The sequence below is a fragment of the Aeromonas sp. 2692-1 genome (genome assembly GCF_013085505.1).
GTDB classification, from domain to species: domain Bacteria; phylum Pseudomonadota; class Gammaproteobacteria; order Enterobacterales; family Aeromonadaceae; genus Aeromonas; species Aeromonas hydrophila.
On sequence record NZ_CP038513.1, the window covers coordinates 82,904 to 95,945 of the forward strand.

16 protein-coding genes are annotated in these 13,042 nt (G+C 63.8%); 8 read left to right on the top strand and 8 right to left on the bottom strand.

From position 1 onward, the window contains the following. The first annotated feature begins 269 nt into the window (after positions 1–269). Positions 270–986, top strand: a complete 717-nt coding sequence (locus E5E97_RS00410; RefSeq protein WP_171281186.1) for an ABC transporter substrate-binding protein — start codon at positions 270–272, stop codon at positions 984–986. Here the strand turns inward: E5E97_RS00410 and E5E97_RS00415 are convergent, their stop codons facing one another. Together E5E97_RS00415 and E5E97_RS00420 are read right to left on the bottom strand one after the other, a co-directional pair. Further along, on the bottom strand, positions 987–2,300 hold the full coding sequence (locus E5E97_RS00415) for a sodium-dependent transporter (RefSeq protein ID WP_102987980.1): 1,314 nt from the start codon (positions 2,298–2,300) through the stop codon (positions 987–989). It abuts the gene before it with no gap. A gap of 214 nt (positions 2,301–2,514) precedes the next feature. Continuing rightward, positions 2,515–3,354, bottom strand: coding sequence for an isopenicillin N synthase family oxygenase (locus E5E97_RS00420; protein WP_011707343.1), 840 nt, complete (start codon positions 3,352–3,354; stop codon positions 2,515–2,517). A 208-nt stretch (positions 3,355–3,562) separates the two neighbouring features. Between E5E97_RS00420 and E5E97_RS00425 the strand changes: the two genes are divergently transcribed. Beyond that, positions 3,563–4,126, top strand: coding sequence for a DUF2799 domain-containing protein (locus E5E97_RS00425; protein WP_011707344.1), 564 nt, complete (start codon positions 3,563–3,565; stop codon positions 4,124–4,126). Positions 4,127–4,176: 50 nt separating this feature from the next. On the opposite strand, the gene E5E97_RS00430 is transcribed toward E5E97_RS00425, so the two are convergent. Together E5E97_RS00430 and E5E97_RS00435 are read right to left on the bottom strand one after the other, a co-directional pair. Beyond that, complete coding sequence (locus E5E97_RS00430) at positions 4,177–4,998, bottom strand: Cof-type HAD-IIB family hydrolase (RefSeq protein ID WP_043166132.1); 822 nt, start codon at positions 4,996–4,998, stop codon at positions 4,177–4,179. Positions 4,999–5,269: 271 nt separating this feature from the next. Continuing rightward, positions 5,270–6,511 carry an MFS transporter gene (locus E5E97_RS00435; protein WP_171279693.1) on the bottom strand — a complete coding sequence of 414 codons (1,242 nt, stop codon included), beginning with the start codon at positions 6,509–6,511 and terminating at the stop codon, positions 5,270–5,272. Between the two features lie 166 nt (positions 6,512–6,677). On the opposite strand from E5E97_RS00435, the gene E5E97_RS00440 reads away from it, so the two are divergent. Continuing rightward, complete coding sequence (locus E5E97_RS00440; protein ID WP_011707347.1) at positions 6,678–7,298, top strand: metalloregulator ArsR/SmtB family transcription factor; 621 nt, start codon at positions 6,678–6,680, stop codon at positions 7,296–7,298. On the opposite strand, the gene E5E97_RS00445 is transcribed toward E5E97_RS00440, so the two are convergent. Beyond that, complete coding sequence (locus E5E97_RS00445; protein ID WP_123785047.1) at positions 7,274–7,489, bottom strand: hypothetical protein; 216 nt, start codon at positions 7,487–7,489, stop codon at positions 7,274–7,276. The two genes, E5E97_RS00440 and E5E97_RS00445, sit on opposite strands and share 25 nt — an antisense overlap. Before the next feature lie 117 nt (positions 7,490–7,606). Here E5E97_RS00445 and E5E97_RS00450 point away from each other — a divergent pair, with 117 nt between their 5' ends. Next, complete coding sequence (locus E5E97_RS00450) at positions 7,607–8,083, top strand: Lrp/AsnC family transcriptional regulator (protein WP_005304871.1); 477 nt, start codon at positions 7,607–7,609, stop codon at positions 8,081–8,083. An 88-nt stretch (positions 8,084–8,171) separates the two neighbouring features. Here E5E97_RS00450 and E5E97_RS00455 read toward each other — a convergent pair whose 3' ends face one another. The 3 genes from E5E97_RS00455 to E5E97_RS00465 form a co-directional block, all read right to left on the bottom strand. Continuing rightward, positions 8,172–8,489 carry a hypothetical protein gene (locus E5E97_RS00455; RefSeq protein WP_005304873.1) on the bottom strand — a complete coding sequence of 106 codons (318 nt, stop codon included), beginning with the start codon at positions 8,487–8,489 and terminating at the stop codon, positions 8,172–8,174. A 145-nt stretch (positions 8,490–8,634) separates the two neighbouring features. Beyond that, entirely contained in the window at positions 8,635–8,862 is a 228-nt protein-coding gene (locus tag E5E97_RS00460; RefSeq protein ID WP_171279694.1) for a hypothetical protein, read from the bottom strand. A gap of 33 nt (positions 8,863–8,895) precedes the next feature. Then, positions 8,896–9,321 carry a MarR family winged helix-turn-helix transcriptional regulator gene (locus E5E97_RS00465; RefSeq protein ID WP_171279695.1) on the bottom strand — a complete coding sequence of 142 codons (426 nt, stop codon included), beginning with the start codon at positions 9,319–9,321 and terminating at the stop codon, positions 8,896–8,898. Positions 9,322–9,463: 142 nt separating this feature from the next. Here E5E97_RS00465 and E5E97_RS00470 point away from each other — a divergent pair, with 142 nt between their 5' ends. The 4 genes from E5E97_RS00470 (at position 9,464) to chrA (ending at position 13,009) form a co-directional block, all read left to right on the top strand. Next, positions 9,464–9,910 carry an organic hydroperoxide resistance protein gene (locus E5E97_RS00470; protein ID WP_171279696.1) on the top strand — a complete coding sequence of 149 codons (447 nt, stop codon included), beginning with the start codon at positions 9,464–9,466 and terminating at the stop codon, positions 9,908–9,910. An 82-nt stretch (positions 9,911–9,992) separates the two neighbouring features. Further along, positions 9,993–10,997, top strand: a complete 1,005-nt coding sequence (locus E5E97_RS00475) for an NADP-dependent oxidoreductase (protein ID WP_171279697.1) — start codon at positions 9,993–9,995, stop codon at positions 10,995–10,997. 191 nt (positions 10,998–11,188) lie between these two features. Beyond that, positions 11,189–11,632: an NUDIX hydrolase gene (locus tag E5E97_RS00480; RefSeq protein ID WP_171279698.1), complete on the top strand. Its 444-nt coding sequence runs from the start codon at positions 11,189–11,191 to the stop codon at positions 11,630–11,632. Between the two features lie 225 nt (positions 11,633–11,857). Next, complete coding sequence (gene chrA / locus E5E97_RS00485) at positions 11,858–13,009, top strand: chromate efflux transporter (RefSeq protein ID WP_171279699.1); 1,152 nt, start codon at positions 11,858–11,860, stop codon at positions 13,007–13,009. Positions 13,010–13,042 lie beyond the last annotated feature (33 nt).

The window sequence follows — 13,042 nt, forward strand, 5'->3', positions numbered from 1 at the left end:
TCTGATCTGAATGCTGAAAAGGGATCACAGCCTAAACCATGGAAAGAAAAATTGACACAACATGGCCAAACTTTTTTTCATGTGGCCAAAAAAATCTTGTTTTCACCCGGCCGGCGCCAAAAATCAGCGCCGCTGCCTCCCCGCCCACGGCCTTGAACGATAATAGTCTTAGCTTGGACGAGGTCGACATGACCGATGGGACCGACCTGCCCTGCCACTCCCTTGCGCAACATGGATGTACCGACGTGACGCACCTGACCGGATACTGGATGAAATGGCTGCTGCCCTGGCTACTGTTGCCCACCCTGGCGCAGGCCACGCAACCCCCGCTGACCCTGCTCAGCCACGAGCTGCCCCCCTTTACCCACACCAGCGACGGCAAGCTCGGCGGGCTGGCGGTGCAACTGGTGCAGGAGGCCCAGCAGGAGATGGGGGTCGACTATCCCATCAAGATTTACCCCCTCAAGCGGGCGCTGGCGCTGACCAGGGTCGAGCCCGGCTTTGCCCTGTTCGTCATTCTGCGCACGCCCCAGCGGGAGCCCCAGTTCAAGTGGGTAGGGCCGCTGTTTCTGAACCGGGTGGTGATCTACCAGGCCAGAGGCAGCCAACCGCTGACCGATCTGGCCCAGCTGCGCCAGCTGGCGCGGGTCGGCGTGCTGCTCGGCAACGCCGATGACGAGCTGCTCACCCGCGAGGGCTACACCAATCTGGTGCGCTGCCAGACCATCGAAGACGCCATCGAACGACTGATGCTCGGCAAGATAGACGCCTTCCCCATGGGGGAGCAGATCATGCCGGCCATCCTGGCCAAGATGAAGTTCTCCCCCCGCAGCGTGGTGAACTCCGGGCTACTGCTGCAGGAGAACTGGCTCTACATCGTCTTCTCGAAGAGCGAGGATGACGCCGTGATCGCCCGCTGGCAGGCGGCCATCGACAAGGTCAGGGACCGTCACCAGCAGGCTCAGCAGCCCATCCGCCAACCCTGATTACACCAGCCCGCGCACCAGGATGCCGCCGATCAGCAGCGGCGCCAGCCAGCGCCAGCAGCCCATCACCAGAGTACGCCAGTGCAGCGCCAGCCCGGTGGGCAAGGCCTGGCGACCCAGTTTCCAACCCAGCAGCAGGGTGAGCGCCAAGCCGAACATGGGCATCATCAGGTTGGAGGTGACGAAGTCGAGCAGCTCGAAGATGTTCTTGCCAAACAGGGTCACCTGCGCCCAGGGTCCGAACGACAGGCTGACCGGAATGCCGCCCGCCATCACCAGCGCGGTGATGAGGCCGCAGGCGGCCCGCCGTGACCAGCCCAGGCTCTCGCTGACGAAGCACTGCAGGTGTTCCAGCAGCGAGATGGCCGACGACAGCGCCGCCACCACCAGCAAGGCGAAGAACACCACCGCCAGCCCCTGGCCGAACGGCAGCTGCTGGAATACCGCCGGCATGGTCATGAAGGTGAGCCCCGGACCGGAGGCAGGATCGATGCCGGTCGCCGCCAGCACCGGGAAGATCATCAAGCCCGCCAGCACGGCGATGAGGCTTGCCAGCAGCACCACCCAGAGGCTGGAGCGGCCGACCCCGTCACTGGAGGGCAGGTAGGCGCCATAGGTGGTGTGAATGCCAAGGCCGATGGAGAGGGAGAAGAACGCCAGCCCCATGGCGTCGAGCACGCCGGACATGCCGAGCTTGCTGAAATCCGGCATCAGGAAGTGACGCACCCCGGCCATGGCGTTGGGCAGGGTAAGGCCGAAGGCCACCAGCATCAGGATCATGATGAACAGGGCCGGCATCATCCAGCGCAGGGTACGCTCCACCCCCTTCTGCACGCCTCCTTGCACGAACCACCAGGTGAGCCCGGCAAACAGCAGGTGGGTCAGCACCGGCCAGAGCGGATCACCCACATAGTCGTTGAAGCGGGCGGTGAGGGCCGCACCATCGCCGTGCTGCAGACTGCCCGCCAACGCCATGCCGGTATAACCCAGGGTCCAGCCGCCCACCACGCTGTAGAAGCTGTAGATGAGCAGGCTGCTGAGCAGCCCCATGGCGCCGACCCAGCGCCAGCGCTTGCCCATCAGTGCACCGAAGGCCCCTACCACCCCGCGCCGGCTCAGGCTGCCGAGCAAGGTCTCCCCCATCAGCACCGCCACCCCCAGGGTGAAGCTGAACAGCAGAAACACCAGCAGGAAGGCGCCACCGCCGTTGGCGGCCGTCACATAGGGGAACTTCCAGATAGCGCCGAGACCGACTGCGGAACCGGCGGCGGCCAGGATATAACCGAGCCGGGATGACCATTGGGACTGCTTCATAAGAACTCCAACCGTGGGGCCCGCCACAAGGGGCCCAGAATGACGCTCAGAGTACGGGGGGGGCTGCGCAATCACAACGCCGCTTATCTGGATAAAACGCGCATTATTGGCATCATTACCTAATTAAATTCTATTTAACGCGCAATCCTGCCAACAAATAAAAACCGGAGCAATTTTGCTCCGGTTTTACAGGGTGGTGAACCCGCTTCGGGGACTAGATCACCCCCAACTCCCGCAGCCGTTCCATCAGGTAGCTGTGTGCGGTGTGACGCTCGGAGAGCACCACGTCCGGGCGCGGATGGAGAAACAGCGGCAGGGAGATGCGGGACTTAGCGGCGCTGCCGCCGGTCGGGTTGATGACGCGGTGGGTGGTGGAGGGGTAATAGCCGTGGGAGGCCTCCTGCAACATGTCACCGATGTTGATGATGAGGGTGCCAAAATCGCACGGTACGTCCATCCACTCGCCATCGGAACCCTTCACCTGCAGGCCCGGCTCGTTGGCGGCGGGCAGTATGGTCAGCAGGTTGATGTCTTCATGGGCGGCGGCGCGGATGGCACCCGGCTCCTCGGTGCCGTCGAACGGCGGGTAGTGCAGCACCCGCAGCAGGGTCTTCTGGCTCTCTTCGATCATGGAGGAGAGCGGGCAGCTGTAATGAGCGGCGATGTCGCTCGGGGTGTACTGCTCGACCCAGCCCAGCAGCTCGGCCGCCAGGTTGTTGGCGAGCCGGTAGTACTCCATCGCCTGCTCTTTCAGCTCGGCCGGCATCTGGCCCCAGGGGTAGAGGTGGAAGTACTCCTTGATGTCCTTCTGGCTGTGGCCCTTGGCCACCTCGGACACCGACGGCGGGAAGTAGCCGTCCTGGGTCTCGCGATTGAACAGGAAATCCTGCTTCTGCTCGCTCATGAAGAAGCGGTACCAGTTGTCATAGATGGACTGCACCAGCTCTTTCGGGATGGGGTGATTGGTCAGCACCCCGAAGCCGGTGGTCCGCAGGGATTCGGTGAAGCGCTGCGCCGCATCGGGCGAGCGGTAATCGACGGTCAGGACTTTCATTATTTTTGTTACGCGCCAGTTAAAAGATGGCGCAGTTTACCCCGTGGCCGGCCACAAGGAAAGGGCGCGGGCCGCCACGCCGCCAGCCCGCGCAAATAGTGACAAACCGCTCAAAAAACGGCGCCGGCCAGCACCGTTTTTCATCCCTTGTCCTGCCCCGGCATCCTCTCTAGAATGCCCCCATCATCCCTCTCGGAGCCCGTCGTCCATGTCCCCCAAGATCCTGTTGCTGACCCTGCCTTTCCTGCTCGCCGGTTGCAGCTCGCTGTCGGAAGAAGAGTGCCGCACCATGAGCTGGTACAACCTGGGTTATCAGGACGGCGAGCAGGGCAAGACCCGAGCCGCCACCCGCGACTACGTCTCGACCTGCGGCGAATACGGCCTCAAGGTGGACGAAGCAGAGTGGAAACGGGGTTATGCCAAGGGGCTGGAGCTCTACTGCATTCCGGAGCTCGCCTACAGCAAGGGCAAGTCCGGCGCCGAGTATCAGGGGGTCTGCCCCAACGATGCCAGCTTCCTGACCCAGTACGATCGCGGCCGCCAGGAGTACCTGGTGGAGAAACAGCTCAGCGACCTCAAGAGTGACATGGAGCGAACCGAGCGCGACATCGAGACACTGGAGCGCCAGATCCGCAACGAGAACGACAGCAAGCAGCGCGACTACTACCGCGCCCAGCGCGAGCGCGCCATCCGTCACTACGAGGGGCTGCGCCGTGACTACAACCGGATCCGCTTCCCGGATCGGGTGATCCAGTTCTCCTTCGGGAACTGACAAACAAAAAAGGGGCCGACATGGCCCCTTTCTGTTGCTGTTTCTGTCCCTCAGGCGGGCAGAACCCAGCGCTGCAGCGCCAGCGCGATGCCATCTTCGTTGTGATCGGCGGTGACCCGATCCGCCAGCGCCTGGATCTGTGACGCCGCGTTGCCCATGGCCACCGCCAGCCCCACCTGCTCGAACATGCTGATGTCGTTGTTGTTGTCGCCAAACGCCACCACGTTCTCCATCGCGATCCCCTCGCTCGCTGCCCACTGGGCCAGCCGGTTGCCCTTGCTGCAGCCGGGTTGCACCAGCTCCACCGCATAGGGTGCCGCCCAGTCACGGGTAAAGGGCAACTGTTCAACCACCTCTGCCATGAAGTGATGGAGCAGGGCGGGATCCTGGTTGAACAGCTCCAGCTTCCAGACCGGCCGGCTGAGCCAGCTCGCCAGATCCTCCGCCGGCAGCAGGGAGATCTTGAGATGATCCGGCTGGGTCGCCGACCAATGGCGCATCCGGGTCACATGCTCCTCGCAGCCGAGGTAGCCGATCCCCTCGTCGAGGTGGAACAGCGCCCCCATCTGGTGCGCCTGCACCTCCGCCAGCAGCCGGCTGAGGGGAGCCACCGCCAGCGGATCCCCGGTCAGGATCTGCTCCTGCACCGGATCATAGAGGTAGGCGCCATTGCTGCAGATGATGGGGGTGTCGAGGGCCAGCTCGTGATGAAAAGGACGGGCCGTCATGAAGTGGCGCCCCGTCACCAACAGCACCTTGATACCGTGGGCGCGGGCCTGGGCCAGTGCGGCCCGGGTGGCGGACGAGATCTTGTGATCCCGGGTCAGCAAGGTACCGTCCATATCCAACGCAATGGCCTGAAAACGACTCATATCACCTCCAAAATGTCGAAACGAATGCGGCACCTTACCAACCCGCTTTCAACGCCATGCCTGATAACGACTCATGTCACCACCAACATGTCGAAACGAATGCGGCGCCATACCAACCCGCGTTCAAATAACGATTCATGCCACCGCCAAAGGCTGAGCATAGCGGGGAGCACCGGGCGATCGGGCAAGCAAGGCAAAGAGCCATACCGTCCCAGAGTCGGCGCCACGATGCAAGCGCCGGTTGCCCCCTTCGCGTCGTTCTGTGATCCCGTCAGCCGGCTTCGACCTGGACGTCGAGCCGCTGTCGCCGATCCGCCGCCCGGCGCAGGCCATAGAAGCCAACGGCACAGAGCAGGCTGCACAGCGCCGCCAGATAGAAGGGCCACTCGGTGCCCGCCAGCAGCACCAGACTGCCGACCACCACCGCCAGGATCTCGCTGCCCACCGCCAGCCCGCGATAGAGCCCCATCGCCTGCCCCTGCTGCTCGGCATGGCTGCGGTTGGAGACCGCCACCGAGGTCGCCAGCTCTCCCAGGCTCATGCCGATGCCGGTGGGAATGAAGGTGAGAGCCAGCCCCCACCAGTGGCCGGGCAGCACGAACATCAGCATGCCCGCCGCCATCACCAGATGGCCGACCACCCCCAGACTGCTGCCACGCCAATGACGAGCCAGGCGTGAGCCCAGCCAGGATCCCAGGATCATGGGCACGCTCACCAGCACGGCGGCCTGCGCCAGCTGCACCGGATCCCAGGCCAGCCGCTCCACCAGCCAGACGTTGAAATAGGTGAAGTAGAGCTGCACCGCACCGTAGCTGAGCAGGGTCAGCACGAAGTAGGGCAGCAGCGCCGGTTGCAGCAGCAGCTGGCGGGAAGAGAGGGCCGGTGCCGGCTGCTCACTGCGGGTCGCTGCCGGCCGATTGGGCAGCAGCCAGAGCACCAGCAGCAGGTTGACCAGGGTCATGGCCACCGCCAGCCAGGCCGCCAGGCTGTAATCGCCGGACACCACGGCGGCATAGCCACCGATCATGGGGCCCACCACCCAGCCCAGGTTCATGCCGATGTTGATCCAGGCGAAGCTGCGCGCCTTGGTTTTGGCGGTGCTCATGTCGGCCGCCATCGCCTGCACGATGGCGATGTCACCGTTGAAGAAGCCCTCTACCACCCGGCTCAGCAACAGCAGCGGCAAGGATCGCCAGGCGATCCCCAGCGCCATCAGGGCGTAGCCCACCAGCACGCCCACCAGACACAGGGTCAGCACCGGCTTGCGGCCATGGCGATCGGAGAGCTTGCCGAGCCAGGGAGCCCCTACCAGTTGAAACAGTGGATAGAGCCCCATGATGACCCCCAGCCATACCTTGCGGCTCCAGTCCGACGCTGCCGGCGTCAGCATGCCCTGGGCCGGATCCAGCAACAGCGGCGCCAGCACCGGAGACGGCAGACTGAAGCCTGCCACCGCCAGCGTCACCGTCATCACCAATACCCACAGGCTGGCCTGCCCCTTGATCCCTTCCATGTCCGCCCCATTAAATAAAGTTATTGGTTTATTTATGTTGGCAATCAAACCAGATTAAGTAAAGCGAATTGTTGATTTAAAAAATCCCCCTCCCCATAATGCTCTTATCCATGCCAGAACCGCGGCCGCGCAAGCGACCGCACCTGCCGACGATGAGAGCCTTGCCATGAATGCCAGCACCGACAAGATACTGTTTCTGCTCAAGAGCCACGGGCCACAGAGCGCCGCCGAGCTGGGAGAGCAGTTGCAGATGACCTCCATGGGGGCTCGCCAGCACCTGATGACGCTGGAGGCCGACGGCTGGGTGAGTTTCAACGACGAGGCACGCGGGCGCGGTCGACCGGTACGGTTGTGGCACCTGACCGAGCAGGCCTGGCAACGCTTCCCCGACAGCCACAGCGAACTGACGCTGCAGCTTATCGACAACATCCAGCAGCTGTTTGGCGAAGTGGGCATGGAGCGGCTGATCGCCCAGCGGGAGCAGCAGCAGCTGGCCCGCTATCAGGCCGAGCTGACCCAGCCGGCGCTGGCCGACAGGCTGGCGGCACTGACGGCGCAGCGCACGCGAGAGGGCTATATGGCGGATTTTCGCCAGGAGGAGGATGGCAGCTGGCTGCTGTGGGAAAGTCACTGCCCCATCTGCGCGGCGGCGCGGGCCTGCCGGGGTTTTTGTCGCAGCGAACTGGAGATGTTTCGCCGCTTGCTGGCGCCGGCCGGGGTGGAGCGGGAGCAGTATCTGCTGGAGGGGGATCACCGCTGCCTCTATCGCATCAGGCCGCAGCCCTGATCCGCAAACGCCAGAAACAACAAAGCAGGCGCCGGGATGCCTGCTTTGTTGCCTTCGGGGAGGGGATGCTCTCGTTCCAGCCCGTCGTTGCCCGATAAGGTGAGACGGCTGATGGGGTTGTTGACCCGGTAAGGTCCTTCACCACAGAGACCGGGTTGGGTTTCTGTCTTGCCACCGGAAGATGTAACCATGGTATCCCTGCCGGCCCGGTGAGTGGTTGCGAAGTAGCATGTATTTTCAGTTGTTTTTGCAATAGTTCACCCTTAATCTAGGAAAAGTGAATTAGTAATTGCAACGAGGAACGGAGAATGCTGAAACTTGATCGCATAGACAGGCATATTCTGGAGTTGATGCAGGAGAATGGCCGCATCAGCAACCTGGAGCTGGCCGAGCTGGTCGGGCTCTCCCCCTCCCCCTGCTCCCGCCGGGTCAAGGCGCTGGAGGATGCCGGTCTCATCGACACCCACGTCACCCTGCTCAACGCCCGCCAGCTGGGGCTGACCCTCACCGCCTACATTCACATCTCCATGGACCGGCACACCCCGGAGCGGTTCGAAAATTTTGACCGCGCCATCAGTGAGCTGCCCGAAGTGCTCGAGTGTGACCTCATCACCGGCAACGATGCCGACTACCAGCTCAAGGTGGTGGTGCGGGACATGGAGCACTACCAGCACTTCCTGCTGGACAAGCTGACCCACATTCCGGGGGTGACCGGGGTGCGCTCCAGCTTCGTGCTGCGCCGGATCAAGCACAAGACGGCGCTGCCACTCAACCATCTGGGCTGACCGCCAGCCCTGCTCGGCGGGCCAGACTGGATAAAAGAAGAGGAGGCCACTGGCCTCCTCTTCTTTATCTTCAGTCAGCAGCCTGCACTCAGACCGCTACCTGGCTGACATCCTGCACCTGCAACAGCCAGCCGGCCTGCTCCTGCTGGGGCTCGCCGCTGACCCGCAGCCGCTCGCCGGTCGGCACCCACTGCCCCTGGGGCAGGGAGACCAGCAGGCTCTCGCTGCCGTTGTCGAACAGCCAGCGATCTTCACCCAGCGACTCGATCAGATAACCTTCCATCTCCACTCTGGACTCGGCTTGCCAGGATGGCGCAACGGAATCACGGCTCTCGATGAAATCCCCCTGAACACCAAAACTGGCCAGCCCCCACAGAATGGAGAGCCCAACCAACGATGATTGCATCTCGTCTCTCCTCTTTTGGAACTGTAGGGCCAGTATGGGAAGAGAAAACTGAGCGCACCATGAACAAGATGGCAAAGTGCCGACGGGATCGCGAAAAAAACCGGCCAGTCGGCCGGTTGTGTCATTTTATGGCGCCTGGATCACACTATTTGGCGGCTTCCTCTGCCATCCGTGCGGCTCTTGGCTTATTCGTCCACATGGCAACACCGCGATGATCCGCGCAGATCCCCTCCTCCACCACGGCCCGCACCCGGGTTCCGTCCTTGCAGATAGCCTGCCAGGCATCGGCATCGTCGATGGCCATCGAAGGGGCATGGGAGCCAGAACTGCAGGCGGTCAGCAACAGGGCAAACAGGGGCAACAGGAGTTTCATGGGTGGATCCTCAGGCGGATGGATGGGCCGCACTCAGCGCCCCAGTTGCGCCGAGATGCGATCGCAGAGCTGCTTGAGCTGGGCCAGTTCAGCATCGGCCAGATCCACCTGATTGCGCAAGTTGTCCGCCAGACAGCACTCCCTCACCTCCTGCTGCAGCTGACGCCCCGCCTCGGTCAGGCCGATGCATTTTTGCCGCTCATCCTCGCGGGAGACGGTGCGGGTCAACCAGCCCTTGCTCTCCAGCCGCTTGACGATGGGAGTCAGGGTGCCCGCATCCAGCCCGGTTTCCTGACCTATCTCCTTGAGGCTGACCTCGTCCCGCGCCCACAGCGACAGCATTACCAGATACTGGGTGTAGGTGAGATCCAGCTTGTCCAGCAGCGGCCGATAGGCCCGCATCACCGCGTTGGAGGCGCTGTAGAGGGCAAAACAGACCTGCTTTTTCAATTCACTCATGGGGCACCTCGCTGACGACTGGGGCCAGTATACCCCAGGAAAATCGGGGGTCGAATAATTTGCACACAAAATAGTTGTCAGCCCGTATTTTCGGGATTAGTCTGGATTTACTTTGCACACAAATAAAATCAGAGACCCTGACATGAAGACGCTCTATCGCACTCAAGCCATCGCCCAGGCCGGCCGCAACGGTGAGGTTCACACCCTGGACAACAGCCTGCAGCTGGCACTGGCCCTGCCGACCGCCCTCGGTGGCAACGGCAAGGGCAACAACCCGGAGCAGCTGCTGGCCGCCGGTTATGCCGCCTGCTTCTCCAATGCGCTAATCCACGTGGCCCACAAACTGGGAGCGCCCCTCTCCAGTGCTCCCGTCACCGCCGGAGTCGAGTTGCTGGCGCTGGACGGTGGCCGCTTCAACTTCGCCATCACGCTGGACGTCGCGCTCGCCGCGACCCAACCTGAACAGGCGGCGCAGGCCGAGCAGATAGTGCGGCTGGCCCACCAGACCTGCCCCTTCTCCAACGCCATGCGGGGCAATGTGGTCACCCGGCTGCTGCTCAACGGCGCCCCGCTGGATGAGACGGCGTGAACCCGTTCAGCCTCAACCCCTTGGAAATAGCCATGCTGGCGACTCGCAGGTTGCCAACCCCCCTCACCCTGGAGAAAAAACCATGAATCAGTCCAGCCATCAGATCCAGCTGCTGCGTCGCCCGGTCGGCCTGCCCAGCCTGGCCGATTTCACCCTGACCGAGGTGGCTCTGCCCGAGCTGCAAGAAGGAGAGGTGCGGGTCGCCAACCAGTGGCTGTCGGTGGATCCCTACATGCGCGGTCGCATGAGCGAAGCCAAGAGCTATGTGCCCCCCTTCCCCCTCAACGGCCCCCTCGATGGCGGCGCCATCGGCGTGGTGGAAGCCTCCCGTCACCCGGACTTCGCGGTGGGCGACCGGGTGAGCAGCATGCTGGGCTGGCGCGATCGCTTCGTCGCCAATGGCGCCCAGCTGACCCGCCTGCCCGACACTCGCTTGCCGCCCCAGCTCTTTCTCGGCGCCCTCGGCATGCCGGGCATGACCGCCTGGACCGGGCTCAACCGCATCGCCAAACTGCAGGCCGGGGAAACCGTGCTGGTGTCGGCCGCCTCCGGCGCCGTCGGCTCCATGGTGGTGCAGCTTGCCAAACGGGCGGGGGCCCGCGTCATTGGCTCCACCGGGTCGCCCGACAAGGTGGCCTACCTCAAGAGCCTGGGGGCCGACGAGGTGATCAACTACCGTGAGACCCCGGATCTCGATGCCGAGCTGGCCCGGCTGGCACCGGACGGGATCCACGTCTACTTCGAGAACGTGGGGGGCGCCATGCTGGACGCCGCCCTCAACCACATGGTGGTGCACGGTCGCATCGTGATGTGCGGCCTCATCGAGCAGTACAACGGCCAGAGCGAGGCGAGCGGCCCGCGCAACCTCTCCCAGGTGATCCGCAAGCGCCTCACCATGCAGGGGCTGATCGTGTTCGATCACTGGCAGCACTACGGGGAGTTTCTGGCCGAGGTGACCCCGGCCTTCGACGCCGGCACCCTGCAGGCCGAAGAGACCGTCTATCAGGGGCTCGCCAGCATGCCGCAGGCCTTCATCGGGCTGTTCGAAGGGCGCAACACCGGCAAGATGCTGGTCAAGCTGGCGTGATCCGCAGCACTGGCGCCTGACGCCGCAGACTGCTTGCATGACGGGCCCATCCGCCCTAAGGTGGGCCCGTTTTTTATGGTCTGTCTCGTCTTTGCAAGGAGCTCATATGTCTACTCCCTATCCCCACGTCGGCGGTCGATGACAGAGTGATCCTGACCAACCCATTACCCCCTCAGCAAGGAGCTCTTCTTATGTCTACTCCCTATCCCCGCGTCGGTGTCGGCGTAATCCTCACCAACCGCCAGGGCCAGGTGCTGCTTGGCAAACGCAAGGGCAGCCACGCCCCCTACTGGTCCATCGCCGGCGGCCATCTGGAGCTGGGAGAGACGTTCGAATCGGCAGCGATCCGGGAGGTGGCCGAAGAGACCGGCTTTCAGATCAGCAACCCCAGCGTCATCGCCGTCACCAACAACCTGGAGACCTGGCGTGAGAGCGGCCTGCACTATGTCTCGGTCACCCTGCTGGCCGAGGTAGAGGGAGAGCCCCAGCTGCTGGAGCCGGAGAAGTGCGAAGGCTGGGTCTGGTGCGATCCGCGCAATCTGCCGGAGCCCCACTTCGATGCCAGCCGCCAATCGATAGCCTGCTGGCTCGCCGGTCGTTGCTATCTGCCGACGCCACACCAGCCCACCTCATAGACCATCACCTGCTGGCTGGCGAATCGTTGCTACCTACCAACCTCGAGCCAGCCGGCACCATAAGCCATCGCCTGCTGGCTTGCTGGCCATTGCTATCTGCCAGCCGATGGATTGACCTGCGGCTGACAAGGCCCGACTACCTGCCAGCAGCCCCTGATTTGTCATAAAAAAGTCACCGCTTTGTCATATCATCGGGGTCGATGATGACAACGAGGGAGTGAGGACGTGGGGCAGGTGTTTATTCAGTTTTTATGGTTGGGCTGTGTCAGCTTCGGCGGACCCGCCGCCCATATCGGCTACTTCCAGCGCACCTTCGTCGAGCGGCTGGGCTGGCTGACCCAGGCCGAATTCGCCCAGTTGCTGGCCCTCTGCCAGCTGCTGCCGGGCCCCGCCTCCAGCCAGCTCGGCTTTGCCATCGGCCGCCAGCGGGCCGGGCTTGGTGGGGCACTGGCCGCCTTTGCCGGTTTCACCCTCCCCTCCTTCCTGCTGTTGCTGGCCGCCGCGATCGGTCTGGGCCAGCTCGGCAACAACGTCTGGCTCGATGCCACCCTGCACGGCCTCAAGCTGCTGGCGCTGGTGGTGGTCGCCGATGCGGTACTCACCATGAGCCGCCAGTTCTGCAAGACCACGCGCAATCAGGGGATCATGGTCGCCACCGCGGCTGCCCTCTGGTGGCAACCTGGCTTGCTCACCCAGCTCGTCATGCTGGCGGGCGCCGCCCTGCTCTGTGCCCGCGTCGGGGAGCCGCAAACACCAGGCCCACAGCCCTCACCCGCTCAGTCCATCCCTGTGCACCAACCCCACTGGCCCACCCTGCTGCTGTTTGCCCTGCTGTTTGTCGGCCTGCCACTGCTGGGAGGCCCCGTCGGCCAGCTGGTCGCCGACTTCTATCGGGCCGGCAGCCTGGTGTTTGGCGGCGGCCACGTGGTGCTGCCCCTGCTGGCGGAGAGCGTGGGCCACAGCCTCAACCAGCAGCAGTTTCTGACCGGCTACAGCCTGGCCCAGCTGGTGCCCGGCCCCATGTTTACCCTGGCGACCTATCTCGGTGCCCAGTTGCTGCCGGCCACCCCGGTGGGCGGCGCCCTGCTGGCGACCCTGGCGCTGTTCTTGCCCGGCTTTCTGCTGCTGTGGGCCATGGGCCCCTGCTGGCAGAGCTGGCTGGCCCGCCCTCGCCTCGCCGGCGCCGTGGCCGGCATCAACGCCGCCGTGGTGGGTCTGCTGCTGGCGGCGCTCTATCAGCCGGTCTGGCAGAGCGCCGTGCTGGCCCCCACCGACCAGGCACTGGCCGCCGTCGGCTTCTACCTGCTGCGGGGACTCAAGCTGCCCATTCTGGCGCTGGCCACCCTGCTGGTGGTCGCCACCCTGCTGCTGGCCTGATAGGCCCAGGCTGCGGCCACAAAGAAACGGCCC